We start from the raw sequence: 26,240 nt of genomic DNA, 5'->3' as shown, positions 1-26,240 counted from the left end.
CAACGCCCCGCGCCGAGCCATGGCCCCAACCGGTGTCGCGCGTCACCATGCCCCTCCCCCGCCTTTCGGGCCGGGGCCCCCCCCCCGGCCCCCCCCGGCCGCTGCGGCGACCTCGCCGCAGACCTGCTCACCCCCGAGGCCTGCCGGGACCCGTACCCGTTCTACGCCCGGATGCGGCGCGAGGACCCGGTCCACCGCAGCGCCCAGGGCATCTGGTACCTCACCCGGTACGCCGACGTCGAGGCCGCCCTGGGCGACCTGCGGCTGTCCAACGACCGGGACCGGATGACCCGCGCCTACGTCGCGCTCGGCGGCGACCTGAAGGCCCTCAGTCGGCTCACCGACCGGCTCGGCCGGGTGATGACCAACACCGACCCGCCGGACCACGCCCGGCTGCGCAAGCTGGCCAACCGGGCGTTCACCGCCCGGCGGGTCGAAGCCCTGCGCGACGGCGTCCAGCGGATCGTCGACCGGCTCATCGACCGGGCCGTCCAGGCCGGGCCGGCCATGGACCTGATCGAGGCGGTCGCCGCCCCGATGCCGCTGTCCGTGGTCAGCGAGCTCTTCGGCATCCCGCCGGAGGACCGCCCGCAGGTCGAGACCTGGTTCCGCCGCTTCGGCCGGCTGGGCGAGGACATCGACAAGTCCGAAGAAGCGATCGGGCAGTACGAGGAGTACCTCGCCGGACTCATCCGGCAGCGCCGGCGTGAACCGGGCGACGACCTGATCAGCGCCCTGGTCGCCACCCAGGAGCGGGACGACCGGCTCACCGACTCCGAACTGCTGTCCACCTGCTTCGTCCTGATCACCGCCGGCGACGAGACCACCACCCACCTGATCGGCAACGGCGTGCTGGCCCTGCTGCGCCACCCTGACCAGCTGGCCCGGCTGCGCGCGGACCCGGGGCTGATCCGCGGCGCCGTCGAGGAACTGGCCCGCTACGACACGGTGACCCAGGCGATCGTCCGGGTCGTCGCGGAGGACCTGGAGATCGGCGGGCGGACGCTGCGGGAGGGGGAGTTGGCGTACCTGGTCCTGGCCTCGACCAATCGCGACCCCGAGCGCTTCGAGGCCCCCAACCGGCTGGACCTGTCCCGGCCCGACAACCGGCACCTGAGCTTCGGCCACGGCCCGCACTTCTGCCTCGGCGGTCCGCTGGCCAAACTCCAGGCCGAGGTGGCCGTCGGAACGCTGGTGCGCCGCCTCCCGAACCTGCGGCTGGCCGATGAGGCGGCGCTCGACTGGCGGCCCAACCCGCTGCAGCGGCGGCTCAACGCCCTCCCGATCACCTACTGACACCCGAACGACGACGAAGGAGAACCGACCATGGCCCGAGAGTTCGAGGTCCGCCGGGAGCAGGACCTGCCCGCCACGCCCGAGCAGGTCTGGCAGGCGGTCGCCACCGGCGCCGGCAACCTCGGCTGGCTGTACCCGATGGAGGTCGAGCCGCGCGTCGGCGGAAAGGCCACCCGGGGCGACTCCACCGTCGTGGCGTGGGAGCCGCCACAGCACTTCGCCGTCCGGGCGACCCAGGACGGCGGGTTCTCCAACACGCTCAGCTACCACATCGAGCCGGCCGACGGCGGAACGAGCCACCTGCGGATGGGAATCCACTGGGTGCACACGGGCGTCATCGACGACAGCTGGAGGTGGGACGCCAAGTCGGACGCGGCCGAGAAGCACGTCGACTTCTACCAGCACGCCCTCGCCGAGTACCTGCGTCACTTCGCCGGCCGCCCCGCCGTCTACGTCAGGGCCCAGCGCCCCGAACCCACCGCGGACCCGGCCGACTTCGCCGCCCTGCGCCGGCGCCTCGGCCTCGCCGACGACGCGGCCGTCGGCGACCGGCTCCCCTTCCACGCCCCCGGCTCGGACGGCGGCCCCGAGGAGGTGGTCGTGGACTGGCTCAGCCCCGACTTCGTCGGCCTGCGCGGCCCCGACGCCCTCTACCGGTTCTTCAACGGCAGCACCTGGAACGTGCCGATCTGGCTGGGCCACCACCTGTTCGCCGAGGACACCGACGAGGAGAAGGCCACCAAGGCGTGGACCGCCTGGCTCAACGACACCCAAGCCTAGGACCCCCGATGGAAACCTCCACCGAAACACTGCTCTACGCCGCCGAACTCGTCGAGGAGAACGGCACCTACACCCTCGTCGTCCAGGACGTGCGACGGGACACCGTCCAGACCACCCCCGTCCCCAAAGCCGTGGTCGACAAGCTTCCGACCTTCCTCGCGGCGCTCAGCGCCAAGCTCAACCCGCTGCCGTCCCGCGGCCGCTGGTAGCCCGCCCCGGACGCCGGCCCGGCGCCGCCGCGCCCGGGCCGGCCGCGAGCTGCTACCCACGGGGGAGGAGCTCACCTTTCCGCGGCGCCTGGTGACGGACGTGCACGGCGGGCCGCGCATCAGTCCTGTCGGGTGGTGACGGGGTTGGGCAGGAGCGCCCAGTGGTCGCCCTCTGCTGAAAGCCGCATCAGCGTCAGTGCTTTGACGGGCAGTTCCTCCGTCCGCAGTGCCAGCAGATCCGGGGTCGGGGGGAGGTCCCGGGTGGTGGCATCGAGGAGGGCGCCCAGCTCCGCGGTGCTCCCGGCGAGGGGGCCCAGTGCGCCCGCGATCAGACAGCCGAGGACCTTGCGGCGGAGGACGGCGGGGTCGTCGTCGAGGAGCCGGCCGGTCATCGGCGGTGCCGGGAAGCCGTGTCGGACCAGCCGGGCAGGGCTGATGCGGATGTCGGCGAGGTCCCGGTAGACCAGCCGCCGGGGCCGCCCCTCCCGGTCGACGACCGCCAGGAGGTTCTGCCCGTGGGCTTCCAGAGCCACCCCCAGGTCGAGCAGGTCCAGGCAGACGCCGAGGGCCAGCCGCGCGAAGTCGGTGATGCGCGCCAGTCGTTCGTGCGGGCTGTGGGAGGCGAGGTGCCCGGACAGCTCGGCCACGGGGATCACCTGTTCGTCCGTCCCGGCGTGGACGTACGGTGATTCGCGCAGGACCGCCGCCAGGTCCGGTGTGCCCGCCCCGGCCGCCGCCAGCGTCCGGGTGATGTGCAGCCGGCCGCCGAGACGGTCCGCGACCCGCGCGGCCAGCTCGGACGTGGCCAGCGCGTGGTCCACCGAATAGGCCGAGATGTCCCGCACCTGGGAGGTGAGTCGGGTGCTCAACGCGGTCTTCACGTGGAGCCGGTGGTCGAGGGCGAGCGTCCGCAGGGACAGCAGCGGATGGGCCGGCGGGCCGGGCAGCACGTGCCGGCCGCCGAGGACGTGCTCGGCCTGCCAGGGATGCACCGGGAGCAGCACGGTGTCCCCGTCCTGCCACTGCGGGGGCCACGGTCCCCGTACCGTCGCACCCGTCACGGGCGCCAGCCGCAGGCCGACCACCGGCCGGTGTTCGGGCGCGTAGGCCAGCTGCTCGGCGGCCGAGAAGCCGGGCCGGGAGCGGCAGGTGGGATGGTACGGGTGGCCGTCCGGTGACTGCTGCTCCCACTCCCAGGGCTCCGTCGGCGGCCCGGCCGGGGGACGGGCCGTCCGGGACAGCGCCAAGGAGGCGACGCTGTGGTCGAGTTCGGCGGCGAACGGCGCTCCGCCCGGTACGTGCAGCGCCGCCATCAGCAGGGCCGGATGGCGGTACGGGACGCCGTCCAGCTCCACGTCGGCGACCGCCGTTCCCGTCGCCCACGGATCCGACGGCGGACCGTGCAGCCGTCGCCCATCGGTGAGTCGGATCGAGATCCCGTCGCTTCCGCGGGCGCGGGCGGCGGCCCAGGGCAGCGGTTCGTGGACCAGCCCGCGCCACAGCCGAGCCAGCACCGTCGCCCGGGCTCCCGGCAGGGCGGCGAGGTAGCCGGACGTCAACTCCGGGCGAAGGCCCGCCAGTTCCTCGGCGAGCTCGCGCTCGGCGGGTGTGTCGCACACCCCGATGTTCTACCGCGGGCGAACGCCCGCCACACATACTGCTCATCGATGAATACTTTCGCCCGCGAAGCCGATGCACTGGCCATGGTGCCCCTGCTCAACTGTCTGCTGAGGGAGGCCTCCCTGCCGGCCCTGGAACCGGCCGGGGACCCGGCCGCCGGTCGCGCCGTCCATCGGCTGCGCGCCACCGGACGGCTGCTGCGCGTGGGCACCGGCCACCGGTCCGGCGCACCCGAGCTCTGGACCGGCACGACCTGGCAACCCGTGCGTCACAGCGGCCTGATCGACCTCGCCGCCCAGGAGATGCGTGCCGTCACCGGACACTCCAACGCGGCCCTGGCCGCCGAGATGACCGCCGGCCGTGAGGTCGTCGAGGCCCTCCTCGCCGCCCGCTCCCGGGCCGTCCCGCCCGACAGCCTGTGGCTGCGCTCCGAACAGGCCCTGGTCATGGGCCACCCGTACCACCCGGCCCCCAAGGCCCGCAGCGGCGGCGGCCCGACCGGTTCCTGGCTGCGCTACGCGCCGGAGACGCACGCCCGCTTCCCGCTCGTCCTGCTGGGCGTGCGCGAGGACGCGGTGGTCGACGACGGCGACACCCGTGCCGTCGACACCCTGGGCCGGGCACCTGAGGGCTATCGGCTGCTGCCCGTCCATCCCTGGCAGCTCGACCTCACCCGCCACCTGCCGGCGGTCCGCGCCGCCTTCACCGAGGGGCGCCTCGTCCACCTGGGCCACACGCCCTGGGAGGCCCGGGCCACCGCCTCGGTGCGCACGGTCCACGTCCCCGGCGGCGCCGAGCGCCCCGGGGCGTCCGGGGACCTGTTCCTGAAGTTCAGCCTGGAGGTGCAGATCACCAACGATGTCCGGCGGATCCGCCGGCACGAGCTGCGCCACGTGCGCCGCACCGACCCGCTGGTCACCGCGGCCTTCCGGGCCATGGACGGTCCTGCGGCATGGCTGAGCGAGCGCGGTCACCGCACGGTTCGCGGCCTGGAGGAGACCTTTCCCGTGCTCGTCCGCGACGGCCTGGACGACCACCTGCTCCCGGGCGCCACCGCCTTGCTGGCCGCGGCCCTGACCGAGGGCTTCGACGGCGATCCACTCGATCGCCTCAGCGACCCGCTGCCGTGGTGGTCGGCCTACCTGGACCGCGTGGTCCCGCCCGTGCTGGAGGCCTACGCCCGCCACGGCATCGCCGTCGAGTGCCACCTCCAGAACACGCTGATCGCCGTCGGCCCGGACGGCCTGCCCGTGCAAGCCGTCTTCCGCGACGCCGAAGGCGCCAGGGCGATCCCCGCGACGGCCCGGGAGGCCGCCTGGCAGCGCCTGGCGTACTGCCTCGTCGTCAACAACCTGACGGGGATCGCCGGCGCCCTCACCCAGCGCTTTCCCGACGCTGCCGAGGCCCTGTGGCCCCTGGCGCGGCAGGCGGTCCAGCGGTGCGACGGCGAGCTGGGCCTCCCGGCGGCCGAGACGCTGCTCGGTGCGGCGACCGTCCCGTGCAAGGCCAACCTGCTGTCCCGCTGGATCGACGCGGACGGCACCGAACCCCGCTACGTCCCCGTCCCCAACCCGCTGCTCGCTCGCTCCTGAGGGTCAGAAATGCCGCGTGCCGGGCGACTTGACAAGGCCGACCCGCGGCACTGACACCGGCGGACGCCCGGTGCGGGGGAGGCGCGACCGCCGGCGCTTCGCGCCCGAAGGGCCGACTGCAATTTCAAAGTGATATGTCACACCCTATTGATTGCGCGGGTCGCCCGTGACACCGTGCCAGGCGACGCCTCCACGACAAGTGCGTGAGGCTCACCCCCCACCCCCACAGCAAGGAGTGACGATGCGTCACCGACTTCGGCTACCCCGAGCACTGGCCGTGCTCGCCGCCGCAAGTACCGCCATCACCGGCTTCGCAGCCGCCCCGAGCTTCGCCGCCCCCACGGTGCAGACCGGTCAGCAGGCGAGTCCGGCTTCCCACCCAGCGCACCTCGGCGGCATAGCCCCCACCGGCACCGCCTTCGGCCTCGACACCAACGCGGAGACCCAGGCCGGCCGCCTCGCACCCGCGCAACTCCCGCCGCGTTCCCCGCAGTCCGCCGCGCCGCAGGCCCCGACGCCCAAGCTCGCGAAGGCCCCGGCCCACGCGGCGGCGGCCCGGGCCACCGCCGGCGCGGCCGACACCTCCTGCACCCCCGCCGACTTCAGCGGCCGGACCGGCTCCGACCTGGTCGGCTACATCCAGGGCTCGACCGTCGACTGCATCAGCTCGTTGTTCCGCATCACCGGCGGCGACGCCAACGGGGTGTTCAAGCAGAGCCAGATGATCGCGGTGGCCGACGGTCTGCGGAGCGCCGCCGCCTCGTACGCAGGCGACAACTCGACCGGCGTCTACCAGCTGGTCTACTTCCTCCAGGCCGGCTACTTCGTGCAGTACTACCACCCGGGCGACGTCGGCACGTACGACGCGAGCCTGACCAGCGCCGTGCAGGCCGCGCTCGACGCCCTGGTGGCCGGCCCGCACTTCCTGGACGTCAACGAAGGCAACGGCCAGGTCGAGGGCCAGGCGATGATCCTCAGCGACAGCGCCAACCTGCAGGCCCACTACCTCGGCACCTACCAGCAGGTGCTGAACGCGTACAACAGCTCGTGGGACTCGTCCTGGTACATGGTGAACTTCGCGAACAGCGTGTACACCCCGATCTTCCGCGGCCACCAGAACGCCGACTACGTCGCGGCCGTCACCGCCGACCCGAGCCTCATCAACACCCTCGACAACTTCGCGCTGAACCACCGGAGCATGCTCGGCGGCACCAACGCCTTCCTGGACTCCAACGCGGGTCTGGAGGCGGCCCGTTTCATCGAGCACCCGGCGCTGGTGAACACCGTCCGGCCGCTGATCAAGGGCCTGATGGACGTCTCGTCGATCACCGGCCCCACCGCGCCGCTCTGGGTCGGCGTCGCCGGCATGGCCGCCGGCTACGACCAGTCGAACTGCTCGTACTACGGCGTCTGCAACCTGCCGGAGCAGCTCAAGGCGGCCGCCCTGCCGGTCAGCCACACCTGCGACTCCACCCACACCATCCTGGCGCAGAGCCTGACCGCCGCCGACCTCGCCGCCGTCTGCGCCAGCCTGCAGAACCAGGACCCGTTCTTCCACAACCTGGTCAAGGACAACGGTCCGATCGCCGGCCAGTACGAGAACTCGCTGCAGATGGTGGTCTTCGCCTCCCCGCAGGACTACCAGACCTACGCGGGCGGCATCTACGGCATCAGCACCAACAACGGCGGCATGACGCTGATCGGCGACCCGACCGCCCCCGCCAACCAGCCGATCTCGCTGACCTACCAGAACGGCAACGACGGCTTCACCGCGGGCGTCTGGAACCTCAACCACGAGTACACCCACGCCCTCGACGGCCGCCTCGACATGAAGGGCGACTTCACCCAGCAGATCTCCGTGCCGGACGTCTGGTGGATCGAGGGCGTCGCCGAGTACGTGTCCTACACCTACCGCAACGTCACCGACACCGGCGCGGTGGCCGAGGCGCCCAAGCACACCTACGCGCTCAGCACGCTGTTCCAGAACACCTACGACAACAGCGACACCACCCGCACCTACCCGTGGGGCTACCTGGCGGTCCGCTTCATGGTCGAGAAGCACCCGGACGTCATCCAGAACATGCTGGGCCACTTCCGGACCGGTGACTACACCGGCGGCTACGCGGTCTACAACTCGATCGGCACCGCGTACGACGCCGAGTTCAACACCTGGCTGGACGCCTGCGCCGCCGGCGCCTGCACGGTGGGCGGCGCCCCGACGGCCGCCTTCAGTGCCGTCCCGTCCGGCCTGAACGTCCAGTTCACCGACCAGTCGACCGAGTCCGGCGGCGGCAGCATCGCCTCCTGGGCCTGGAACTTCGGTGACGGCGCCACCTCCACCACCCAGAGCCCTGCGCACAGCTACACCACGGCGGGCAGCTACACCGTCAGCCTCACGGTGACCGACGGCAACGGGAAGACCAACAGCATCACCCAGTCCGTCACGGTCGGCAGCCTCGCCGGCTGCACCGCCGCCGACACCCGCGTGCTGGACAAGAACTGCTCCCGCACCGGCCAGTCCGCGACCGCCGGCAACCTGGACTACTACTACATCTACCTGCCGGCCGGCACCACCACCCTGAAGGTCGACAGCTCCGGCGGCACGGGCACCGCGTACCTGCTCTACAACCCCGACACCTGGGCCACGCCGAACGCCTACACCAACGGCTCGACCACCAACGGCACCACCACCCAGAGCCTGACCGTCACCAACACCACGGCGGGCTACCGCTACATCAGCCTCTACGCCCAGAACGACTTCAGCGGCGTGACCATCACCACCCAGTACTGATCCCGACCCCGCACGGCGGCCCGGAGCACCGCTCCGGGCCGCCGTCCCACGCGGGGCGGACCGGACGCCCTAGCAGGTCTGCCGGTAGTCCAGATTCGGGGCGATCGCCGCCAACTTCCCATGTTTACACCAGCATTGGCGTCCTGTCACTCGCCTCGCGGCTTCGAGAGGTGAACGAGGATACTGCCGACTGCCGTCCGGGGAAGCGCCCTGCGGGAGGTGCCACCGAACGCGGCGTGTGGTCCCGGTCGGGTCCGGTGGCTGCGGGCGGCGGGGCTTCGCTAGGGTGCTCGCATGAGCGACCAAGTGACGCCTCCCTTCGGGAACTTTCCGACCGTCCGCCCGGCCGTCGACGTCCGGGACGAGCTTGTCCCGCCGGTGGCCGAGGCCCTGGGGGGATGGGGCGCGCCGGAGGCGGCCGGGGCGGTGCTGTACGTGGACACGGATCCGGAGAAGGCGGACACCGCGGTGTTCTGCGAGACCTACGACGCGCCGCTGGAGTACTCGGCGAACTGCGTGGTGGTCGCCGCCAAGCGGGGCGGGGAGGTCACGATGGCCGCGTGTGTCGTCCTGGCCACGACCCGGCTGGACGTGAACCAGGCCGTCCGCAAGCACCTCGGGGCGCGCAAGGCCTCGTTCGCCCCGATGGACGCCGCGGTCGAGGCGACCGGCATGGAGTACGGGGGCATCACGCCGGTGGGGCTTCCGGACGGGTGGCCGCTGCTGGTCGACGAGGCGGTGGCCGCCGCTCCGCACGTCCTGGTCGGCAGCGGGCGCCGCCGCGGGAAGCTGATCCTTCCGGGGTGGGCGCTGGCCGCGCTGCCGGGGGCCGAGGTCGTCCCGGGGCTGGCCGTCGCCGTGGAGCCCACCGCGGTGGAGGCCTGAGCGGCGTCAGGAGCAGCCGTCACGGGAGCGCGGCGGGCTGAGCCAGCCGCGGGCCTGGGCGGCCATGCCCGCGCTGAACCGGCCGGTGGCGTCGAGCTGTTCGAAGAGCTCCCGGACGATGCGCCGCATGGTCCGGGAGGAGACGCCGATCTCGCGGGCGATCGCCTCGTCCTTGTACCCGAGCTGCATGAGCCGCAGGACCTGGTACTGGCGTGCGGTGGGCCCCTGGCGGGAGGGCGGGGCGGTCTCGGCCGGGCGGGCCTCCTGCCAGCAGAACTCGAAGGTCTGCACGAAGAGGCTGACCAGATCGGGATTGCGGACCACCACCAGGGCGGGTTCGGCGCCGTCGCCGCTGTTCGGCGGCGGGACGAAGGCCAGGTTGGCGTCCAGCACGATCAGCCGGTAGGGGAGGGTCGCGGAGATGCGGATCTGGGCGCCGGCCTTGCGCAGCGCCTTCAGGTGGGCCCGGCCGCGCGGGACCCGGAGCATGGACTCGCTGTGGATGGTCCGGATGGACACGCCCCGGCCCAGCACCTCCTCGTCCCGGCGCCGGCCGGCGACCAGGAGCGGCGCCGCCCGGGGGGCGCCGGGGTACATGCTGAGGACCTGGCCCCGCACCGTCGTGGCGGCGTCCTCCAGGAGCTGACGCACGTCCGCCTCGCCGCGGAAGACCTCTACCCCGTGGCCGCCCAGGCGGTCCAGGTGGGCGGGGATCGCCGCGGTGTGGACCTCGGCCAGCTCGCGGTCCAACTCCTTGACCTTGCAGGCGAGTTCGTCGATGGCCTGGCGGGCCGAGTCAAGGATCCTGCCCATCTGGGCCTCGGGTAACGACGGCTCGCGCCGGTCGGCCTGAACCTGCATGAGTGCCCCCAGGTCTCTCGACACGCCCGCAGCGACCCCCGGCCGGCGCGCGACCCCCGCACGGGGCGCGCACGGTCAGTTGTGCCGCGTGCACGAACGGCAACCATGCTGCGTCATGGCCCGCACCTCGAACAACCCCGCATCTCAGTTGCCGGACGTGATCGCGCTATGGCCTGCGTCACACCCCGGGGGCGGTTTCGACGCGTGCGCCGATGGCCGGTCGGGGCCATGGCCGGACTGAGCCATCGGCGTTCGCTGGACAGCCTCGGCGGTCGGCTGATTGGTTTGCAAAAGGCCGCTGAGTGATCGGTTCCGTCCCGGAACGAGAGACGGATCGTGGCGTTCGGCGACGGGCAGGGGGTGCTCCACGGCTGTTCCACCGTGCCGCGATCCGGCAGGTCAGCGCCGGTCGGGTGCCCGGCCCGGAGCACCGAGTAGGGGCCGATCCCGTTGTGCGAGGCGCCGCACCACCGATCCGAGAACGCGAGAGGACCTATGGGCGTCGAAGAGTTGACCAATCCGCTGCTGGCCGGGTTCTGGAACGAGACGCGCCTGCGATCGAGTCTGGAGACGATCTCCCCGGCCGCCGACCACACGGATCCGGGGATGAGCGTCCAGTGGACGCGGATCGCCGAGGCCCTCGGACTGGGCTACGGCGAGCGTTCGGGCGCGGTGATCACCAAGGGGAAGACCCTGATGCGGGCCCGGACCACGCCGTCCGCCGGGGCGCTCTACCCCTTCGAGGTACTGGTGGCCTTCCAGGACGGCCACGACTACACGCTCTACCACTACGACGCGGCCGGCTGCAGCCTGCGCCGGCTGGCCGCCGTCGGCCGCCACGAGGTGGCCGACATCCTGACCGCCGTACCACCGTCCGACCCACTGGCGGCCGGCGCGGACAACGGCGCGACCAAGGGCGCCACGAACGGCGCCGACCTGCCCGCCGCCGTGGTGGCCGTGGTGGCCCGGCCCTGGCACGCGATGCGCAAGTACGGCCGGCGCGGCTACCTCTACACCCACCTGGACAGCGCTCACGCCGCCACCAACATCGCACTGGCCGCCGCCGACGCCGGGTTCGACCCCGAGGTCCGGCTGCGCTTCGACCGCCGCGCCCTCTCCCGCCTGTTCGGCCTGGAGAACCTGTGCCGGGAACCCCAGGCCCTGGTCACCCTGACCGCCCCCGCCGAGGGCCGGCCGGCCGGGACCGGCGGCCGGACGGCCAACCCCTTCGCCGTACCGATCTGGTGGCACGACGGCGGACGCGGCCTGGAACAGCCCGACGGCCCCGAACGCGAGGCCTGGGACCTGGTCAGCCCCGTCAGCACCTACCACCAACCCCGGGACCTGCCACTGCGGTTCGGCACCACCGCGTCGGTCCGACCGGCCGATGACCGCGCCGTCGCGGGCGCACCGGTGGCGCTGGCCGGCCGGGACGGCACCGCCGCCCTCGACGACTTCGGCCGCGTCGTGCTCGGCCGGCAGTCCGCCAAGGGCTTCCTGGCGAAGCCGCTGGAGGCCGACGCGCTCGGACGGGCGCTGGCCGCCGTCCGCGGCGGCATCGCCGTCGACTGCGCGGACGGCCCGCTGGCCGGCCTGCGCCTGCTGGTCCGCAACGTCGACGGCCTCGCCCCGGGCGCGTACGAGTACGACCCGGCCGGCCACCGGCTGCTGCCGGTCGGCGGCGACGGCGGGTCGGAGGAGGCGGTGGTCGCGGCCTGCATGAACCAGGGCGTCGCGGCCGGCTGCGCCGCGCTGGTGGCGCTGCACGCGCCGGTGCGCCAACTCCTCGGCGAGCGCGGCCAACAGGGCCTGGCCGAACTCCACTTCCACGCGGCGAGCGCCGCCCAGCGGCTGTGCCTCGGGGCGGCCGCGCAGCATGTCGGCATCACCTGCCTCGGCGGGTTCGACGCCGGCCGGATCGCCGGACTGGCGCTGCTGGCGGACGAGGAGGAGGTCATCTACGTCATCGCGGTCGGCATCGCCGACGAGAACGCCGTCAAGTGGGACCGGGCGCCGATCGCCTACAGCCACGGACGGGACCCGCGGCAGCCGACCGGCTGACAGCGGAACGGACGAGACCCGCAGCCGACCCGACCTCGAAACCGAGGCTCGACCAGAGAGAGCAGTGTGTGGTTTCCATGCTGAGCAATAGCATCCTGTCCGCGCAACTGACGGACGGTCACCGCGAGTTGCAGGCCCGGGCGGCGGACCACTTCACCCCGCAGTGGCTCGACAAGTGGCGTACCGCGCCCGACGGGCACCTGCGCCGGGAGACCTGGCAGGACTTGGCGGCGAACGGCTTCATGGGCGTGTCGCTGCCGCGCGAACTCGGCGGCCAGGGCCTGGGCCTGCTCGGCGCGCTGGTCCTGGGGGAGGCGCTGGCCGGTGCCCGCGACGGCGGCATCGCCCTCGCGATGCACGTGCAGAACGAGATCGCCTGCGAGTGGCTGGTGTCCGCCCGGGACCAGGCGCTGCGCGACCGCTACCTCCCCGGGCTGATCGCCGGCGACCTGGTGGCCTGCCAGTGCGACACCGACCCGTCCCCGGAGGAGCCCACCACGGCGACCACCGAGGGCGACCGGATCGTCCTCCACGGCCGGAAGAAGTTCGTCATCAACGGCGCCACCGCCGACCTGTGCTTCGTCAGCGCCGTCCTGGACGGCGCACCCGCGATCATCGCGGTGGAGAAGTCCACCCCGGGCGTGCGGGTCACCGAGGTGTACGACAAGCTCGGCACCCGCAGCGTCGACTCCGCCCTGGTGGAGTTCGACGGCGTCCGGGTCGCCGCGGGCCAGGTGGTCTCGCGCAGCGGCATCAGCCAGCTGATGCGCTGGAACCGGGTCATGTCCCGGATGCGCCTGCTGATCGCCGCCGACGCCTTCTTCACCCACCGCGCGCTGCTGGAGCACATCACCGGCCACGTGCGCCGGCGCACCCTCGGCGGCCGCCCGCTCGGCGCCTGGCCGGTCAACGCGCATGCGCTGGCCCGGGCCCGCGCCCACCAGGAGCTGATGGAGGCGGGCATCGCCGACGCCTATCTGCGGGTCACCGCCGGCGGCAGCACCGTGCCCGAGATCGCCGAACTCAAGTGGTTCTGCGTGGAGAAGGCCAACGAACTGGCGGCCCTCGCCACCGACCTGGAGGGCGGCGCCGGCTACATGTGGGACAGCCCCTCGCTGCGCGCCCACGCCCAGCTGCGCGGATTCCGGATGTCCGGCGGCAGCCAGACCACCATGCTGACCATCGCCAACCACAGCATGGCCTGCCGGGCCGAGCTCGAACTCGCGCCCGCCGGAGCGGACGGAGCCCGCCGTGGCTGACGGACAGCGGCTCGGCGCCGCGTTCCTGGCCGCCTGCGCCGAGCACGGCGAGCGGCGGGCCGTCGTCGCGGGCGGCGAGGAACTGACCTACGCCCGGTTCGCCGCACTGGTCCGGGAACGCGCCCGCACCCTGGACGCGTTGCTCGGGCCGGACCTGGCCAATGTCGGCCTGCACGCCGCCAACAGCATCGACTACCTGGTCTCGTACTACGCCCTGCTGGTGGCCGGCCGGCTACCGTTCCTGATCGACGCGACCTTCGGGGCCGCCGAACTGGAGGGCATCCGGACCAGCTGCGGCGTCCCGGCGTTCCTGTTCGACGGCGCCGAGCCGTTCCCGCTCGGCGGCGAGACCCGGGCCGTACCGGACAGCGCCCTGAAGCTGGCCGTGCTGCCCGCTCCCGCCGACGCGCCCGCGCCCCGACCGTCCACCGCCACCTGCCGGTTCACCTCCGGCACCACCGGCGCCCCCAAGTGCCTGGAGTTCACCGCGGCCGCGGTGATCGCCGCAGCGGACACCTGGGCCGCGGGCACCGGCCTCGGCCCCGGCGACCGGGTGCTGTGCCTGGCCGGCTTCACCAACGGGCTGGCGTTCAACACCTCGCTGCTGCCGGTCTTCACGGTCGGCGCCGAACTCCACCTCTACCAGGGCCTGCCCACCTCCGGCGGCATCTCCCGGGCCGTCACCCGTGCCGCCGCGACCCGGCTGGTGGCCTTCCCGCTGGCCTACCGGCTGCTCGCCGCCGCACCCCGGGCGGACGTCGACGCGTTCGCCACCGTCACCCGGGCCGTCTCCGCGGCCGCAGTCCTCGACCCCGAGGTCCGGCGCGGGTTCGAGTCCCGGTACGGCGTGCGGATCGCCGACTACTACGGCATCGCCGAGACCGGCCCGTGCACCTACGAACGCGAACCCGACCGCTCCGAAGGACTCGGCACCGCGCTGCCCGGTGTGGCCGTCAGGGCCGTGGAACTGCCCACCGGCGAGACCGAGGTACGGGTCCGCACCGAGTCGATGGCGGCCGGCTACCTGAACGCCCCCGGCGCGCTCGCCGAACGGCTCGACCCCGACGGCTACTACCGCACCGGCGACCTCGGCCACCTGGTCGACGGACGGCTGTTCGTCACCGGCAGGCTCGGCGGACCGATCAACCTGGCCGGCCGGAAGATCGACCCGGCCGAGATCGAACGCACCCTGCTCGCCCTCGACGGCGTCACCGACGCCGCCGTGTTCGCCGACACCGACGCCAACGGCGAGACCGTCCTGCACGCCGCACTGGCCGGCACCGGACGGATCGGCCGCGCCGAGGTCGTCGACGCCTGCCGCGCCCGCCTCGCGCCGTTCAAGGTGCCCGGCCGGGTCACCTTCCTCCCCGCCATCCCCCGATCGACCGTCGGCAAGGCCCGGATGACCGAACTGCGCCGCCTGGTCCAGGACATCCGCGCCGCCGACGGGACCCCGCAGGAACTGGAGAAGCACCCATGAGCGAACGAAGTGAGCGAATCATTGAAAGGTGCGCGTTGTGCGAAGCGCTCGCCGAGCGAAGTGGGGTGGGCGTATGAGCGAACGCAGTGAGCGAATCATTGAAAGGTGCGCGTTGTGCGAAGCGCTCGCCGAGCGAAGCGAGGTGGGCGCATGAGTACTGCCAACGAGGCGGCCCGCACCGACACGGACCTCCGCGAGGAGATCGAACTGCTCGTCGAGACCGCCACCGGACGGGTCGTCACCGTCGCCGACCTGCGCGCCGCGGACGGCGAACTCGACCGGGCCGGCGTCAACTCCATCGGCTACATCAACCTGATGGAGGTGCTGGAACAGCGCTACGACGCCGTGATCGACCCCGAGGCCGATCCCGAGCACCTGTACTCCGTCGACTCGATCGTCCGGTTCGTCCGTGCCCGGCTCGCCGAGGGAGGCCGCGCATGACTGCCGTCCCCGACCAGGCCCTCACCGCCCTGCACGGGCTGCTGACCCGCCGCGGACTCGACCTCCCGCCGACTGTCGACACCGCGGCCGAGGCCGACCGGACGGCGGACGAGGCGCTGGACCGGATCTGGGAGACCCGGCCCTTCGCCGTGGCCGCCGCGCTCACCGAGCAGATCCACGGCGTCCTGCCACTGCTCGACGCCTTCGACGCCACCGCCCCGCTGCTCGACGACATCCGTGCGGGCCACGTCACGGCCTCGCTCGGCCTGTTCACCCCCAACGCCCTGCTCAGCCTCACCGCCCCCGCCGTCCGGGCCGACCGGGACGGCGGCCGGACGCTGCTGCACGGCCGCTACCGGTACGCCACCCAGGACGCCGAGGTGTCCGTGGTCCCGGTCCGGCTGGACGGCGGGACCAGGCTGGCACTGGTCCCGCACGACGCGGCAGGCGTCCGGCTGCACGGGGCGGGCCGGGCCGCAGGCTGGGGCTGGGCCGAACTCGACGGAGCCTCGGCCGCAGCGCTCTCCCGCCCCGTCGGCTGGGCGCCCGGCGGAGAGCTGACGGCCGCTCTCGACGCGTACGCCTGGGCGTTCGTCCGCCGCGCCCTCGCCTGGCCCGCCCGGGTCGTCGCCGACCTGCGCCGGGCGCTGGCCCGGGCCGGCGAGGGCGTCGAGGCGCTGTCCACCTCGCAGTACCTGGCCCACGAACTCAGCAAGCTGGAGATCGAGATCTCGCTGGCCTCGGCCGCCGCCCGGTTCGGCGCGGCGTTCAAGGCCGAGGAACCCGGCGGTCAGGCCGCCCTCGCCACCTTGCTGAGCTGCGTCGACCTGATCCAGCGGACCGCCCGGACCGCCGAGGACATGGCCACCGAACTGGGCCTCGAACACGCCCCGGCGGACGCCGCCGACTGGCCCGACGCCGTCCTTCAGGCCTACTTCGGCGGCCGGCGCGTCGTCGAGAACGAACTCGCCCGCCGGATGGGCCTGGTCCCGGAGGCGGTCGGCACATGACCGTCCCCGTCCCCGTCCCCGTCGCCGTCTGCGGCCTGACCGGCCGGATGGCGGGCGTCATCCGGCAGGCCGTCCTCGACGCCCCCGACCTCGCGCTGTCCGCCCGGCTCAGCCTCCGGCCGCCGGCGCCCGGCCCGGCCGAGGCCGACCCGCCCGCGCCGGTGGTGCACCGCCTCGCCGACCTCCCCGACCCGGACCCGGTGGTCGTCGACTTCACCGCCGAGGAGGCCACCGCGGACCTGCTCGACCAGGCCCGCACCGTGCCCTGCGCGCTGGTCATCGGCACCAGCGGCCTCGGCGACCGGCACCAGCGCCTGCTGGCGGAGGTCGGCCGGAGCCGCGCCGTCGTGGTCGCCGCCAACTACAGCCTCGCCCTGCTGGCCGTCACCCGGTTCGTCGAGGACCTCGCCGCCCAGTCCGACGACAGCTGGAACGCGGGCGTCGGCGACCTGCACTTCGCCGGCAAGCGCGACCGCCCCAGCAGCACCGCCCGCCACCTCGCCGCCGCCTGGCAGGGCGCCCGCGGCCCCGGCACCCCCGCCCCCGACATCACCTCCTTCCGCCTCGGCGACGCCCTCAGCGAACACCGGGTGGTCGCGGCGGGCACCGGCGAGCACGTCGAGGTCCTGCACCGGATGGCCGACCGCCGCGCCTTCCTGCCCGGCGTACTGCGCGCGATCCGGTACGCGGCCGCCGCCGGGCCGGGCGTGCGCGGCCTGGCGGACGTGGTGCGCGAACCCGTTCCCGTACGGCGGTGACCGGCGTGCGGCTGCTGTGGGACGAGGTCCGGCACGGCGCGGCGCAGGCCGCGCGGCAGCACGGCGGCCACACCGGCGCCGCCCGGCAGGACCAGTGGTACGCGGCCCGGCACACGCTGAGGACCGGCCTGGTCCGGCTCGGCCTGGTGCCCGACCTGCCCGACGCGCACCGGCGGATCGGGTTGGCCGAGCCGGGGGCCGTCCGGCAGGTCAGCTGGAACGGCCAAGTCCTGCGGCCCGCCGTGCAGTTCTCCGTCGCGCACACCGCCGAGCAGGTGGTGGTGGCCCTGCGCCGGGGCGAACCGGCCGGCGGCGCCGCACCGACCGGGCTGGGCGTCGACGCCGAGACCGAATGGGCCACCGCCGAGCGCAACCTGCACCGGTTCGGCACCCCGGCCGAGCTCGACGCCCTGCGCCGGGCCTGCGGCCCGGTCCAGCCGCTGCACCTGTGGTGCGTCAAGGAAGCCCTGGCGAAGGCCTCCGGCCTGGGCTTCCGGATCCCGCCCCGGCGCTACCGCCTGCACCCCGCCGCCGATGCCGCACCCCGCCGCCTGACCGTCGAGCTCGCCGGAGCCGGCCCGGCGGACCGCGGCCCCCGCCGTGCCCGGGTCCGCACCGGCACCCGGACCACCGCCGGCCGGCCGCCCACCGCCTGGGCGGTGGCCGAGCTGCCGACGCGCTGAACCCCGAGACCTGCCGATGCGCTGAACCCCGAGACCTGCCGACGCGCTGAACCCCGACCAACGAAGCCACCTGGGAGATGACCGTGACCGAGGACGCCCCGATCACCGGCCTCAGCCGACTGATCGCCGACCGGGCCGCCGCCCGGCCGGACGCCGCCGCCCTCCTCGCACCCGACCGGACCCCGCTCACCTACCGGGCGCTCGCACACCGGATCGAGGAGATCGGGCAGGCGCTGAACACCTTCGGAATCGGCCGCCCCCACCGGGTCGCCCTGGTGCTGCCCAACGGCCCCGACCTCGCCACGGCGTTCCTCGGCACGGCCGCGTACGCCCAGAGCGCCCCGCTCAACCCCGCCTACCGGGAGCAGGAGTTCGCCTTCTACCTCGCCGACATGCGGGCCGACGCCCTGCTGATCGGGGCGGGCGACGACTCGCCCGCCGTGGCGGTGGCCCGCGAACTCGGCATCCGGATCATCGAGCTCAGCTCCCGGCCCGGCACCCCCGCGGGCGCGTTCGACCTGCACTGCGACGACCCGGCCACGCCGGTCGCCGCCGCCGACGGCGGCCCCGCCGGCCCGGACGACACCGCGCTGATCCTGCACACCTCCGGCACCACCGACCGGCCCAAGCTCGTCCCGCTCACCCACGCCAACCTGCACGTCGCCGCCCGCAACACCGGCGCCGCCTTCGCCCTCGACGAGCACGACCTCTGCCTCAACCCGATGCCGCTGTTCCACGCCCACGGCCTGACCAGCACCCTGCTGGCCACCCTGGTCCGCGGCGCCGGCATCGTCTGCACCCCCGGCTTCAGCGACACCGGCTTCTACGCCTGGCTGGAGCAGTTCCGGCCGACCTGGTACACCGCCGTGCCCGCCATGCACCAGGCGCTGCTGTCCGTCGCCGACGACCACCGCGAGGTCCTCGCCGCCAGCCGGCTCCGGTTCATCCGCTCCGCCTCCGCGCCGCTGCCCGGCCCGACCCTCGCCGCCCTGGAGGACGCCTTCCACGCCCCCGTCATCGAGGCGTACGGCATGACCGAGGCCGGCTCGCTGGTCACCAGCAACCCGCTGCCGCCCGGCCGGCGCAAGCCCCGCTCGGTCGGTCTGCCGGTCGGCGGCCCCGTCGCCGTGCTGGACAAGGCCGGGCGCCCGGTGCCGGCCGGCGAGTCCGGCGAGATCGCCATCCGCGGCGCCAACGTGATGGCCGGCTACGAGGCCAACCCCGAGGCCAACGCCCGTGCCTTCATCGGTGGTTGGCTGCGCACCGGCGACGAGGGACGCCTCGACGAGGACGGCTACCTGTACGTGGTCGGGCGCAGCAAGGAGATCATCAACCGCGGCGGCTCCAAGGTCGCCCCGGTCGAGATCGACGACGTCCTGGCCGGCCACCCCACCGTCAAACTCGCCGTCGCCTTCGGCGTGCCCCACCCCACCCTGGGCGAGGACGTCGCGGTGGCCGTCATCCCGCAGCCCGGTGCCCTGGTCGTCGAACGCGACCTGCGCGAGTACGCCCGGGAACGGCTCGCCGACTTCAAGGTCCCCAGCCGGGTGTTCGTCGTCGACGACGTCCCGCGCAGCCCCACCGGCAAGGTGCAACGCCTGCGGCTCGCCGAACGCCTGGCCACCGCTGCCGCCGCCGAGCCCGGCCACCGGGCCGCCCCCGCCGACCCGCTCGCACGGCGGATCGCCGCCGTCTGGTCCGAGGTGCTCGGCACCGAGGAGTTCGGCGTCGAGGACAACTTCTTCGACCTCGGCGGCAACTCGCTGCTCCTCAAGCGCGTCGCCGCCCGGCTCGGCGAGCAACTCGGCCGCGACGTCCCGCTCCTGACGCTGACCATGTGCCCCACCGTCGAAACCCTCGCCGCGCACCTGGCCGAGGAGCCCGCCGGGCCGGGCCGGCCCGCCGACGCCGCCCCCGACGCCCGGGAGCGGCTCGACCGCGGCCGCGACCGGCTGCGCCGCCAGCTCGACCAACGGCGGGCCGGCGCACGGAAGGAGAACAGCTGATGGAGCACAGCGACGACACGACCGGCCTGGAGATCGCCGTCATCGGCCTCGCCTGCCGCTTCCCCGGCGCGAACGGCCCCGAGCGGTACTGGGAGAACCTGCGCACCGGCACCGAGTCGATCACCTTCTTCACCCCCGAGGAACTCGCCGCCCAGGGTGTCCCCGAGGCCCTGCGCACCGACCCCGACTACGTCGCCGCCCAAGGCGTCCTGGCGGACGCCGACCGGTTCGACGCCGACTTCTTCGGCATGAGCCCCAAGGAAGCCGACCTGATGGACCCCCAGCACCGGGTGCTGCTCCGGTGCGCCTGGGAGGCCCTGGAGGACTCCGGCTACGACCCGCACGCGGTGCCCGGCCCGGTCGGGGTGTACGCGGGCAGCTACTACAACAGCTACGTCGACCACGTCGACGGCCGGATCGACGGCGACGACCCCGGCGAGGTGTTCGCCCGGAACATCGCCAACGAGAAGGACTTCCTGGCCACCCGGATCGCGTACAAGCTCGACCTGTCCGGCCCCGCCCTCACCGTCCAGTCCGCCTGCTCCACCTCCCTGGTCGCCGTGCACCTGGCCTGTCAGGCGCTGCTCAGCGGGGCCTGCGACACCGCGCTCGCGGGCGGCGCGACCGTCCGCGCCCACCAGCACCAGGGCTACCTGTTCCAGCCCGGCGGGATCTTCTCCGCCGACGGCCACTGCCGGCCCTTCGACGCCACGGCGCAGGGCACCGTCGCCGCCAACGGCGCCGGCATGGTCGTGCTCAAGCGGCTGGAGGACGCGCTCGCCGACGGCGACCCGATCCGGGCCGTGATCAAGGGCTCGGCCGTCGGCAACGACGGCGCCCGGCGGATCGGCTTCACCGCCCCCGGCGTCGCCGGCCAGGCCCGGGTGATCCGCGCCGCCCTCGACACCGCCGACGTCGACCCCGCCACCATCGGCTACGTCGAGACGCACGGCAGCGGCACCCCGCTCGGCGACCCGATCGAGATCGAGGCCCTGACCCAGGTCTTCCAGGGCCTCGCCCCCGGCAGCTGCGCGATCGGCGCCGTCAAGGGCAACATCGGCCACACCCACGCCGCCGCGGGCGTCGCCGGACTGATCAAGACCGTGCTGGCGCTCCAGCACCGGCAGATCCCGCCGAGCCTGCACTTCGACGTCCCCAACCCGGCCATCGACTTCGACGCCGTCCCGTTCCGGGTCAACACCCGGCTCGCCGACTGGCCCGCCGGCCCCGGACCGCGCCGGGCCGGCGTCAGCTCCTTCGGCATGGGCGGCACCAACGCCCACGTCGTCCTGGAGGAGGCCCCCGCCCCCGCCCGCCGCGAACCCGGCCGCGCCCGGGTCCTGCTGCCGATCACGGCCCGCACCGCTGCCGCCCTGGAGGCCGCCACCGACCGCCTCGCCGACCGCCTCGACGGCGCGGACGCCCCCGACCTGGCCGGCACCGCCCGCACCCTGCAGACCGGCCGCCGCCACTACGGCCACCGCCGCTTCCTGATCGCCGAGTCCACCGCCGACGCCGCCCGCGCCCTGCGCGAACGCGCCCCGAACGCCGTCCGCACCGGCCACCACGACGGCACCCCCCGTCAGGTCGCCCTCGTACTCCCCGGACTCGGCGAGCAGCGCATCGGCATGGGACGCGAACTCCGCGCCACCGAACCGGTGTTCCGCGCCGCGTTCGACCGCTGCGCCGAAGGCTTCCGCCCCCACCTCGGCATCGACCTGCGCGAGCTGATCCATCCCGCCGGGGCGCCGGAGACCGCAGCCGCCGGCCCCGACCTGCGCCGGATGCTGCGCGGCCCGGCCGCCGACGAGCGCACCGAACTCGACCGCACCCGGTACGCGCAGCCCGCGACCTTCGCCGTCGAGTACGCGCTGGCCCGGCTCTGGGAGTCCTGGGGCGTGCGGCCGACCGCGCTGATCGGCTACAGCATCGGCGAGTACACCGCCGCGCACCTGGCCGGCGTCCTCTCGCTGGACGACGCCCTGAAACTGGTCGCGCACCGCGCCCGGCTGATCGACGGCCTGCCCGCCGGCGCGATGCTGGCCGTGCCGCTGCCTGAGGAGCACGTCCTCGGCCTGCTGGACGACGGCCTCTCACTGGCCGCCGTCAACGGGCCCGCGCTGTGCGTGGTGGCCGGCACCGCCGAGGCGGTCGGCGCGCTGGAGGCCCGGCTCGCCGCGGACGGCGTCGCCGCCCGGCAGTTGCAGACCACCCACGCCTTCCACTCGCACATGATGGATCCGATCGTCGAGCAGTTCGCCGAGCTTGCCGCCGGTGTGACCCTCCGCCCGCCGACCGTCCCGTACGTCTCCAACGTCACCGGCGACTGGGCCGACGCCGACCTCGTCACCGACCCGGCGTACTGGGTGCGGCACCTGCGCCGGCCGGTGCGGTTCGCCGACGGCATCGGCCGGCTGTGGCAGCAGCCCGGACGGGTCCTGCTGGAGACCGGCCCCGGCCAGTCCCTGACCAGCCTGGCCCTGCAGCTCCGGCCCGCCTCCGCCGCGCCGGGCGTGGCCGTCGCCTCGCTGCCGGGCCGCTTCGACCGGCAGGGCGAGGAGCGGTTCCTGCTGAACACCGCCGGAGGGCTGTGGGCCGCCGGCGTGGACCTGGACTGGTCCGCCGTCAGCGGCGGCAACGACGCGGCCAGGGCCGCCCTGCCGCCGTACCCGTTCGAGGAGACCCGGCACTGGATCGACCCGGCGCCCCGCCGGGCCGCGCCCTCGCTCACCCGGCGGGCGGACCTGGCGGACTGGTTCCACACCCCCGTCTGGGAGTCGCTGCCGCCCCGCCCGGCGACCACCGCCCCGGCGGCCCGGAGCTGGCTGCTGTTCAGCGACGAGGAGGGCGTCGGCGAGGCGCTGGCCGCCCGGCTGCGCGGCGACGGCCACCGCGTCACCACCGTCCGGGCGGGCCTGGGCTGGCGCGAACTCCCCGACGGCGGCTACGAGATGGCCCCCGGAAGCGCCGCCGACCACCGGCGCCTGGTCGAACGGCTCACCGCCGACGGCGGCCCGCCCGACCGGATCGTCCACCTGTGGAGCGTCGGCCCGCGCCGCCCCGCCGACGAGACGCTGGAACGCGGCTTCCATAGCGTGCTCCGGCTGGACCAGGCCCTCACCGCCACCGCCCCCGGCGCCCCGCTGGACCTCGCCGTGGTCTCCAGTGACGCCTTCGCGGTCCTCGGCACCGAGCCCGTCGCCCCGGAGAAGGCCACCGTCACCGGCCCGGCCCTGGTCCTGCCACTGGAACAGCCCGACACCGTCTGCCGGGCCGTCGACCTCTCCCTGCCGCCCGGCCGCAGCTGGACGCCGGAGGACACCGAACTGCTGTACGCCGAACTCCTCGACGAGCCGACCCGGCCGCTCACCGCCCTGCGTGGCCGCCGCCGCTGGGAGCGCACCCACCGGCCGGTCCGGGTGGAGGCCGCCGCGGACGGCCGCACCCCGCTGCGCGAGAACGGCGTCTACCTGATCACCGGCGGCTTCGGCGGCGTCGGTCTCTCCCTCGCCCGCCACTTCGCCGCCGTCGGGGCCCGGCTCGTCCTGGTCGGCCGCACCCCGCTGCCGCCCCGCGAGAGCTGGGACACCCTGCTCGCCGACGACCAGCAGGGCGGGGCGGCGGGGGAGCGGATCCGGGCCGTCCTGGAACTCGAACGGCTCGGCGCGCAGGTGATGGCCGCGGCCGCCGACGTCACCGACTCCGCGGCCATGCACCGGATCGCCGACGAGGCCGTGCAACGGTTCGGCGCCGTACACGGGATCGTGCACGCCGCCGGCGTCCCGGCCGCCGGGCTCGCCCAGCTCAAGACCGCCGAAGCCGCCGACCGGGTGCTCGACCCGAAGGTCCGCGGCGGCCTGGTGGTCGACGCGCTCGCCCGCCGGCTCGACCCCGACTTCACCGTCCACTGCTCCTCCAGCCTCGCCCTGACCGGCGGCGTCGGGCAGATCGACTACGTCGCCGCCAACGCCTTCCTGGACGCCCTGGCCCAGCACAACGAGGCCACCGGCGGCCCGCTCACCGTGTCGGTGAACTGGGACGGCTGGCAGGAGGTCGGCATGGCCTTCCGCACCATCGGGGCGGGCGCCGACCGGCCCGCCGACGGCCGCACCGGCCCCGTCGACCACCCGCTGCTCGACGCCTGCCTGCGCGACGACGAAGCCGTCGCCGTCTACTCCGTCGCGCTCAGCGTCGCCACCTCCTGGCTGATCGACGAGCACCGGATGGCGGGCAACGCCGTCGTCCCCGGCACCGGGCACCTGGAACTCGCCCGCGCCGTCCACGAGCACCAGAGCGGCGACGCCCGGGCCGTGCTCGACGAGGTCACCTTCCTCTCCCCGGTGGTCATCGGCGAGGACCAGCACCGCGAACTGCGGGTCGTCCTGGACAAGCGGCACACCCCGCCGCGCTTCGCCGTGGTCAGCCGCGAGACCGGCGCCCCCGCCGACGGTCAGGCCGACGAGGACGGCTGGCAGGTCCACGTGACCGGCTCCGTCGGCCCTGTCGAGGAGGACGCCGCCCCGCGCCGCCGCCACGACATCGCCGAGCTGATCGCCCGCGCCGGCATGCGCGACCTCGGCGCCGTCACCCACACCGGCCCGATGGGCTTCGGCCCGCGCTCCCGCTGCCTGCGCCGGGTGCACCTCGGCGAGAAGGAGGCGCTGGCCGAACTCGAACTGCCCGCCGAGTTCAGCGGCGACCTGGAGCGGATCGCCCTCCACCCGTCCCTGCTCGACCTCGGCGCCGGCTTCCACGGCATGAACCTCGCCGAGGAGTTCCGGATCCCGCTCAGCTACGGCCGGCTCACCCTGCTCGCCCCGCTGCCGCGCCGGATCTACAGCCACCACCGCTTCCACGAGGCGGACCGCCGCGGCAAGGAGACCTTCACCGCGGACTTCACGCTGCTGGACGAGACCGGCCTGGAGACCGTCCGGGTCGAGGACTTCGTCCTCAAGCGCGTCTCCGACCTGGAGACCCGGCTCGAAGCGCTGCGCGACGGCACGTCCCGCGAGATCGCCGCGTACCGCTACCCGCCCGCCGCCACCCCCGGACGGCCGGGCGAGGCCGGACCGCTTCGCGACCACCTGGACCAGGGCATCCGGCCCGCCGAAGGCGTCGAAGCGCTGCTGAGGCTGCTCGCCGCCGGACTCGGCCCGCAGGTCGCCGTGGTCGCCAAGGACCTCGACGCCGTGTTCGCCGACATCCGCGCCCACCGGGTGGGCGCCCCGGCGGACGGCCCGGCGGACGACACCGCCGTCCACCCGCGCCCCGGCATCCTCACCGCGTACACCGAGCCCCGGGACGACACCGAGACCGCGCTGGCCCGGCTGTGGGCCGAACTGCTCGGCCTGGAACGGGTCGGCGTGCACGACGAGTTCTTCGAACTCGGCGGCCACTCGCTGCTCGGCCTCCAGCTCGCGGCCCGGATCCGGCGCCGGTTCGGCGTCGACCTGCCGCTGAACGCCCTCTTCGAGACGCTGACCGTGGCGGACCAGGCCGCCGCGCTCCGACGACGCCTCGACACCGAACCGACGACCGCAACCCCGGGGGAGACGACCCCGGCCGACGGCACACAGAAGCGGAGCACAGCAGATGTCTGACATCCACACGGTCGGTGTGGTCGGCGCCGGCGTCATGGGCACCGGCCTGGCCCAGGCACTCGCCCAGACCGGCCATCAGGTCCTGCTCGTCGACCGGACGAAGGAGATCCTGGCCGCCGCCGAGCACACCATCGGCCAGGGCCTGCGCTTCGGGCGGGTGCTGGGCGCCAAGGGCCCGAAGGAGGACCGGCAGACCGTCCTCGGGCGGATCACCTGCACCACCGACTACGAGGGCTTCGACGAGGCCGACTTCGTGATCGAGAACATCACCGAGGACTGGGACCTGAAGAAGGGCGTGTACGAGCGCCTGGACGCGGTCTGCCCGGAGCGCACCGTGTTCGCCGCCAACACCTCGGTCATCCCGATCACCCGGATCGGCGCGGCCACCTCCCGCCCCGACCGGGTGCTCGGCATGCACTTCATGAACCCCGTCCCGCTCAAGCCGACCGTGGAGATGATCCGCGGCCACCACACCTCCGCCGCGACCGTGGACACCGCCCGCGCCCTGCTGGCCCAACTCGGCAAGGAGGGAATCCTGGTGGAGGACTCGCCGGGGTTCGTCACCAACCGGGTCCTGATGCTCACCGTGAACGAGGCCGTCTACCTGGTCCACGAGGGCGTGGCCGGCGCCGAGGAGGTCGACCGGATCTTCAAGACCTGCTTCGGCCACACCATGGGCCCGCTGGAGACCGCCGACCTGATCGGCCTGGACACCATCCTGCAGTCCGTCGAAGGCCTCTACAAAGCGTTCAGCGACAGCAAGTACCGGCCGTGCCCGCTGCTGGTCCGGATGGTCGACGCCGGACTGCTCGGCCGCAAGAGCGGCCAGGGCTTCTACAGCTACGCCACCACCCTGGCCTGACCGTACGTCCCAGCCCCCGCCCCCGCCCCAGCCGCACCCGGCACCC

The 26,240-nt window shown here is 74.0% G+C and carries 18 protein-coding genes; 16 read left to right on the top strand and 2 right to left on the bottom strand.

Annotated elements, in window-relative coordinates:
• Positions 1 to 171 precede the first annotated feature (171 nt).
• Genes ACIG5E_RS11175 through ACIG5E_RS11165 form a run of 3 tightly spaced genes read left to right on the top strand, consistent with a single transcriptional unit; the run spans position 172 to position 2,285 of the window.
• The gene (locus ACIG5E_RS11175) at positions 172 to 1,296 is read left to right on the top strand and encodes a cytochrome P450 (protein ID WP_396533044.1); all 1,125 of its coding nucleotides are present in this window, start codon (positions 172 to 174) and stop codon (positions 1,294 to 1,296) included.
• Positions 1,297 to 1,326: 30 nt separating this feature from the next.
• The gene (locus ACIG5E_RS11170) at positions 1,327 to 2,076 is read left to right on the top strand and encodes an SRPBCC domain-containing protein (RefSeq protein ID WP_396533043.1); all 750 of its coding nucleotides are present in this window, start codon (positions 1,327 to 1,329) and stop codon (positions 2,074 to 2,076) included.
• Between the two features lie 8 nt (positions 2,077 to 2,084).
• Positions 2,085 to 2,285, top strand: a complete 201-nt coding sequence (locus tag ACIG5E_RS11165) for a hypothetical protein (RefSeq protein ID WP_396533041.1) — start codon at positions 2,085 to 2,087, stop codon at positions 2,283 to 2,285.
• Between the two features lie 119 nt (positions 2,286 to 2,404).
• On the opposite strand, the gene ACIG5E_RS11160 is transcribed toward ACIG5E_RS11165, so the two are convergent.
• Positions 2,405 to 3,904 carry an IucA/IucC family protein gene (locus ACIG5E_RS11160; RefSeq protein ID WP_396533040.1) on the bottom strand — a complete coding sequence of 500 codons (1,500 nt, stop codon included), beginning with the start codon at positions 3,902 to 3,904 and terminating at the stop codon, positions 2,405 to 2,407.
• 48 nt (positions 3,905 to 3,952) lie between these two features.
• Here ACIG5E_RS11160 and ACIG5E_RS11155 point away from each other — a divergent pair, with 48 nt between their 5' ends.
• From ACIG5E_RS11155 to ACIG5E_RS11145, 3 genes are all read left to right on the top strand, one after another.
• The gene (locus tag ACIG5E_RS11155) at positions 3,953 to 5,497 is read left to right on the top strand and encodes an IucA/IucC family protein (RefSeq protein ID WP_396533039.1); all 1,545 of its coding nucleotides are present in this window, start codon (positions 3,953 to 3,955) and stop codon (positions 5,495 to 5,497) included.
• A gap of 241 nt (positions 5,498 to 5,738) precedes the next feature.
• Positions 5,739 to 8,288, top strand: coding sequence for a collagenase (locus ACIG5E_RS11150; RefSeq protein ID WP_396533038.1), 2,550 nt, complete (start codon positions 5,739 to 5,741; stop codon positions 8,286 to 8,288).
• A 294-nt stretch (positions 8,289 to 8,582) separates the two neighbouring features.
• On the top strand, positions 8,583 to 9,173 hold the full coding sequence (locus tag ACIG5E_RS11145) for a YbaK/EbsC family protein (protein WP_396533037.1): 591 nt from the start codon (positions 8,583 to 8,585) through the stop codon (positions 9,171 to 9,173).
• 6 nt (positions 9,174 to 9,179) lie between these two features.
• On the opposite strand, the gene ACIG5E_RS11140 is transcribed toward ACIG5E_RS11145, so the two are convergent.
• Positions 9,180 to 9,986 (bottom strand): erythropoiesis-stimulating protein, encoded by an 807-nt coding sequence (locus ACIG5E_RS11140; RefSeq protein WP_396533036.1) that lies wholly within the window; start codon positions 9,984 to 9,986, stop codon positions 9,180 to 9,182.
• Positions 9,987 to 10,529: 543 nt separating this feature from the next.
• On the opposite strand from ACIG5E_RS11140, the gene ACIG5E_RS11135 reads away from it, so the two are divergent.
• The 10 genes from ACIG5E_RS11135 to ACIG5E_RS11090 all read left to right on the top strand — a co-directional run bounded on the left by ACIG5E_RS11135 (position 10,530) and on the right by ACIG5E_RS11090 (position 26,194).
• The gene (locus ACIG5E_RS11135; protein ID WP_396533034.1) at positions 10,530 to 12,095 is read left to right on the top strand and encodes a nitroreductase family protein; all 1,566 of its coding nucleotides are present in this window, start codon (positions 10,530 to 10,532) and stop codon (positions 12,093 to 12,095) included.
• 77 nt (positions 12,096 to 12,172) lie between these two features.
• Positions 12,173 to 13,354 (top strand): acyl-CoA dehydrogenase family protein, encoded by a 1,182-nt coding sequence (locus tag ACIG5E_RS11130; protein WP_396533032.1) that lies wholly within the window; start codon positions 12,173 to 12,175, stop codon positions 13,352 to 13,354.
• A complete protein-coding gene (locus ACIG5E_RS11125; protein WP_396533031.1) occupies positions 13,347 to 14,834 on the top strand; it encodes a class I adenylate-forming enzyme family protein in 1,488 nt (495 codons plus the stop codon). Before ACIG5E_RS11130 ends, ACIG5E_RS11125 begins: the two co-directional genes overlap by 8 nt.
• Positions 14,835 to 14,984: 150 nt before the next feature.
• Positions 14,985 to 15,275 carry a hypothetical protein gene (locus ACIG5E_RS11120; protein ID WP_396533030.1) on the top strand — a complete coding sequence of 97 codons (291 nt, stop codon included), beginning with the start codon at positions 14,985 to 14,987 and terminating at the stop codon, positions 15,273 to 15,275.
• Entirely contained in the window at positions 15,272 to 16,285 is a 1,014-nt protein-coding gene (locus ACIG5E_RS11115; RefSeq protein WP_396533029.1) for a hypothetical protein, read from the top strand. Before ACIG5E_RS11120 ends, ACIG5E_RS11115 begins: the two co-directional genes overlap by 4 nt.
• The gene (locus ACIG5E_RS11110; RefSeq protein ID WP_396533028.1) at positions 16,282 to 17,043 is read left to right on the top strand and encodes a 4-hydroxy-tetrahydrodipicolinate reductase; all 762 of its coding nucleotides are present in this window, start codon (positions 16,282 to 16,284) and stop codon (positions 17,041 to 17,043) included. Before ACIG5E_RS11115 ends, ACIG5E_RS11110 begins: the two co-directional genes overlap by 4 nt.
• A complete protein-coding gene (locus tag ACIG5E_RS11105) occupies positions 17,040 to 17,726 on the top strand; it encodes a 4'-phosphopantetheinyl transferase family protein (RefSeq protein ID WP_396533026.1) in 687 nt (228 codons plus the stop codon). The genes ACIG5E_RS11110 and ACIG5E_RS11105 overlap by 4 nt, the downstream gene beginning before the upstream one ends.
• A gap of 83 nt (positions 17,727 to 17,809) precedes the next feature.
• The gene (locus tag ACIG5E_RS11100; RefSeq protein ID WP_396533025.1) at positions 17,810 to 19,732 is read left to right on the top strand and encodes an AMP-binding protein; all 1,923 of its coding nucleotides are present in this window, start codon (positions 17,810 to 17,812) and stop codon (positions 19,730 to 19,732) included.
• Positions 19,732 to 25,332, top strand: a complete 5,601-nt coding sequence (locus ACIG5E_RS11095; RefSeq protein WP_396533023.1) for an SDR family NAD(P)-dependent oxidoreductase — start codon at positions 19,732 to 19,734, stop codon at positions 25,330 to 25,332. Before ACIG5E_RS11100 ends, ACIG5E_RS11095 begins: the two co-directional genes overlap by 1 nt.
• On the top strand, positions 25,325 to 26,194 hold the full coding sequence (locus ACIG5E_RS11090) for a 3-hydroxyacyl-CoA dehydrogenase family protein (protein WP_396533022.1): 870 nt from the start codon (positions 25,325 to 25,327) through the stop codon (positions 26,192 to 26,194). The genes ACIG5E_RS11095 and ACIG5E_RS11090 overlap by 8 nt, the downstream gene beginning before the upstream one ends.
• Positions 26,195 to 26,240: the final 46 nt, after the last annotated feature.

It is taken from the genome of Kitasatospora sp. NPDC053057 (assembly GCF_044546945.1).
GTDB lineage: Bacteria > Actinomycetota > Actinomycetes > Streptomycetales > Streptomycetaceae > Kitasatospora.
This window is presented reverse-complemented; position numbering and strand designations above follow the sequence as displayed.

Bases quoted from the DNA above. Each gene is read 5' to 3' on its own strand.
- ACIG5E_RS11175 (WP_396533044.1), top strand. From the start codon at position 172: ATGCGGCGCGAGGACCCGGTCCACCGCAGCGCCCAGGGCATCTGGTAC.
- ACIG5E_RS11120 (WP_396533030.1), top strand. From the start codon at position 14,985: ATGAGTACTGCCAACGAGGCGGCCCGCACCGACACGGACCTCCGCGAG.
- ACIG5E_RS11140 (WP_396533036.1), bottom strand. From the start codon at position 9,986: ATGGGCAGGATCCTTGACTCGGCCCGCCAGGCCATCGACGAACTCGCC.
- ACIG5E_RS11150 (WP_396533038.1), top strand. From the start codon at position 5,739: ATGCGTCACCGACTTCGGCTACCCCGAGCACTGGCCGTGCTCGCCGCC.
- ACIG5E_RS11165 (WP_396533041.1), top strand. From the start codon at position 2,085: ATGGAAACCTCCACCGAAACACTGCTCTACGCCGCCGAACTCGTCGAG.
- ACIG5E_RS11115 (WP_396533029.1), top strand. From the start codon at position 15,272: ATGACTGCCGTCCCCGACCAGGCCCTCACCGCCCTGCACGGGCTGCTG.
- ACIG5E_RS11145 (WP_396533037.1), top strand. From the start codon at position 8,583: ATGAGCGACCAAGTGACGCCTCCCTTCGGGAACTTTCCGACCGTCCGC.
- ACIG5E_RS11155 (WP_396533039.1), top strand. From the start codon at position 3,953: ATGAATACTTTCGCCCGCGAAGCCGATGCACTGGCCATGGTGCCCCTG.
- ACIG5E_RS11130 (WP_396533032.1), top strand. From the start codon at position 12,173: ATGCTGAGCAATAGCATCCTGTCCGCGCAACTGACGGACGGTCACCGC.
- ACIG5E_RS11110 (WP_396533028.1), top strand. From the start codon at position 16,282: ATGACCGTCCCCGTCCCCGTCCCCGTCGCCGTCTGCGGCCTGACCGGC.
- ACIG5E_RS11170 (WP_396533043.1), top strand. From the start codon at position 1,327: ATGGCCCGAGAGTTCGAGGTCCGCCGGGAGCAGGACCTGCCCGCCACG.
- ACIG5E_RS11095 (WP_396533023.1), top strand. From the start codon at position 19,732: ATGGAGCACAGCGACGACACGACCGGCCTGGAGATCGCCGTCATCGGC.
- ACIG5E_RS11090 (WP_396533022.1), top strand. From the start codon at position 25,325: ATGTCTGACATCCACACGGTCGGTGTGGTCGGCGCCGGCGTCATGGGC.
- ACIG5E_RS11135 (WP_396533034.1), top strand. From the start codon at position 10,530: ATGGGCGTCGAAGAGTTGACCAATCCGCTGCTGGCCGGGTTCTGGAAC.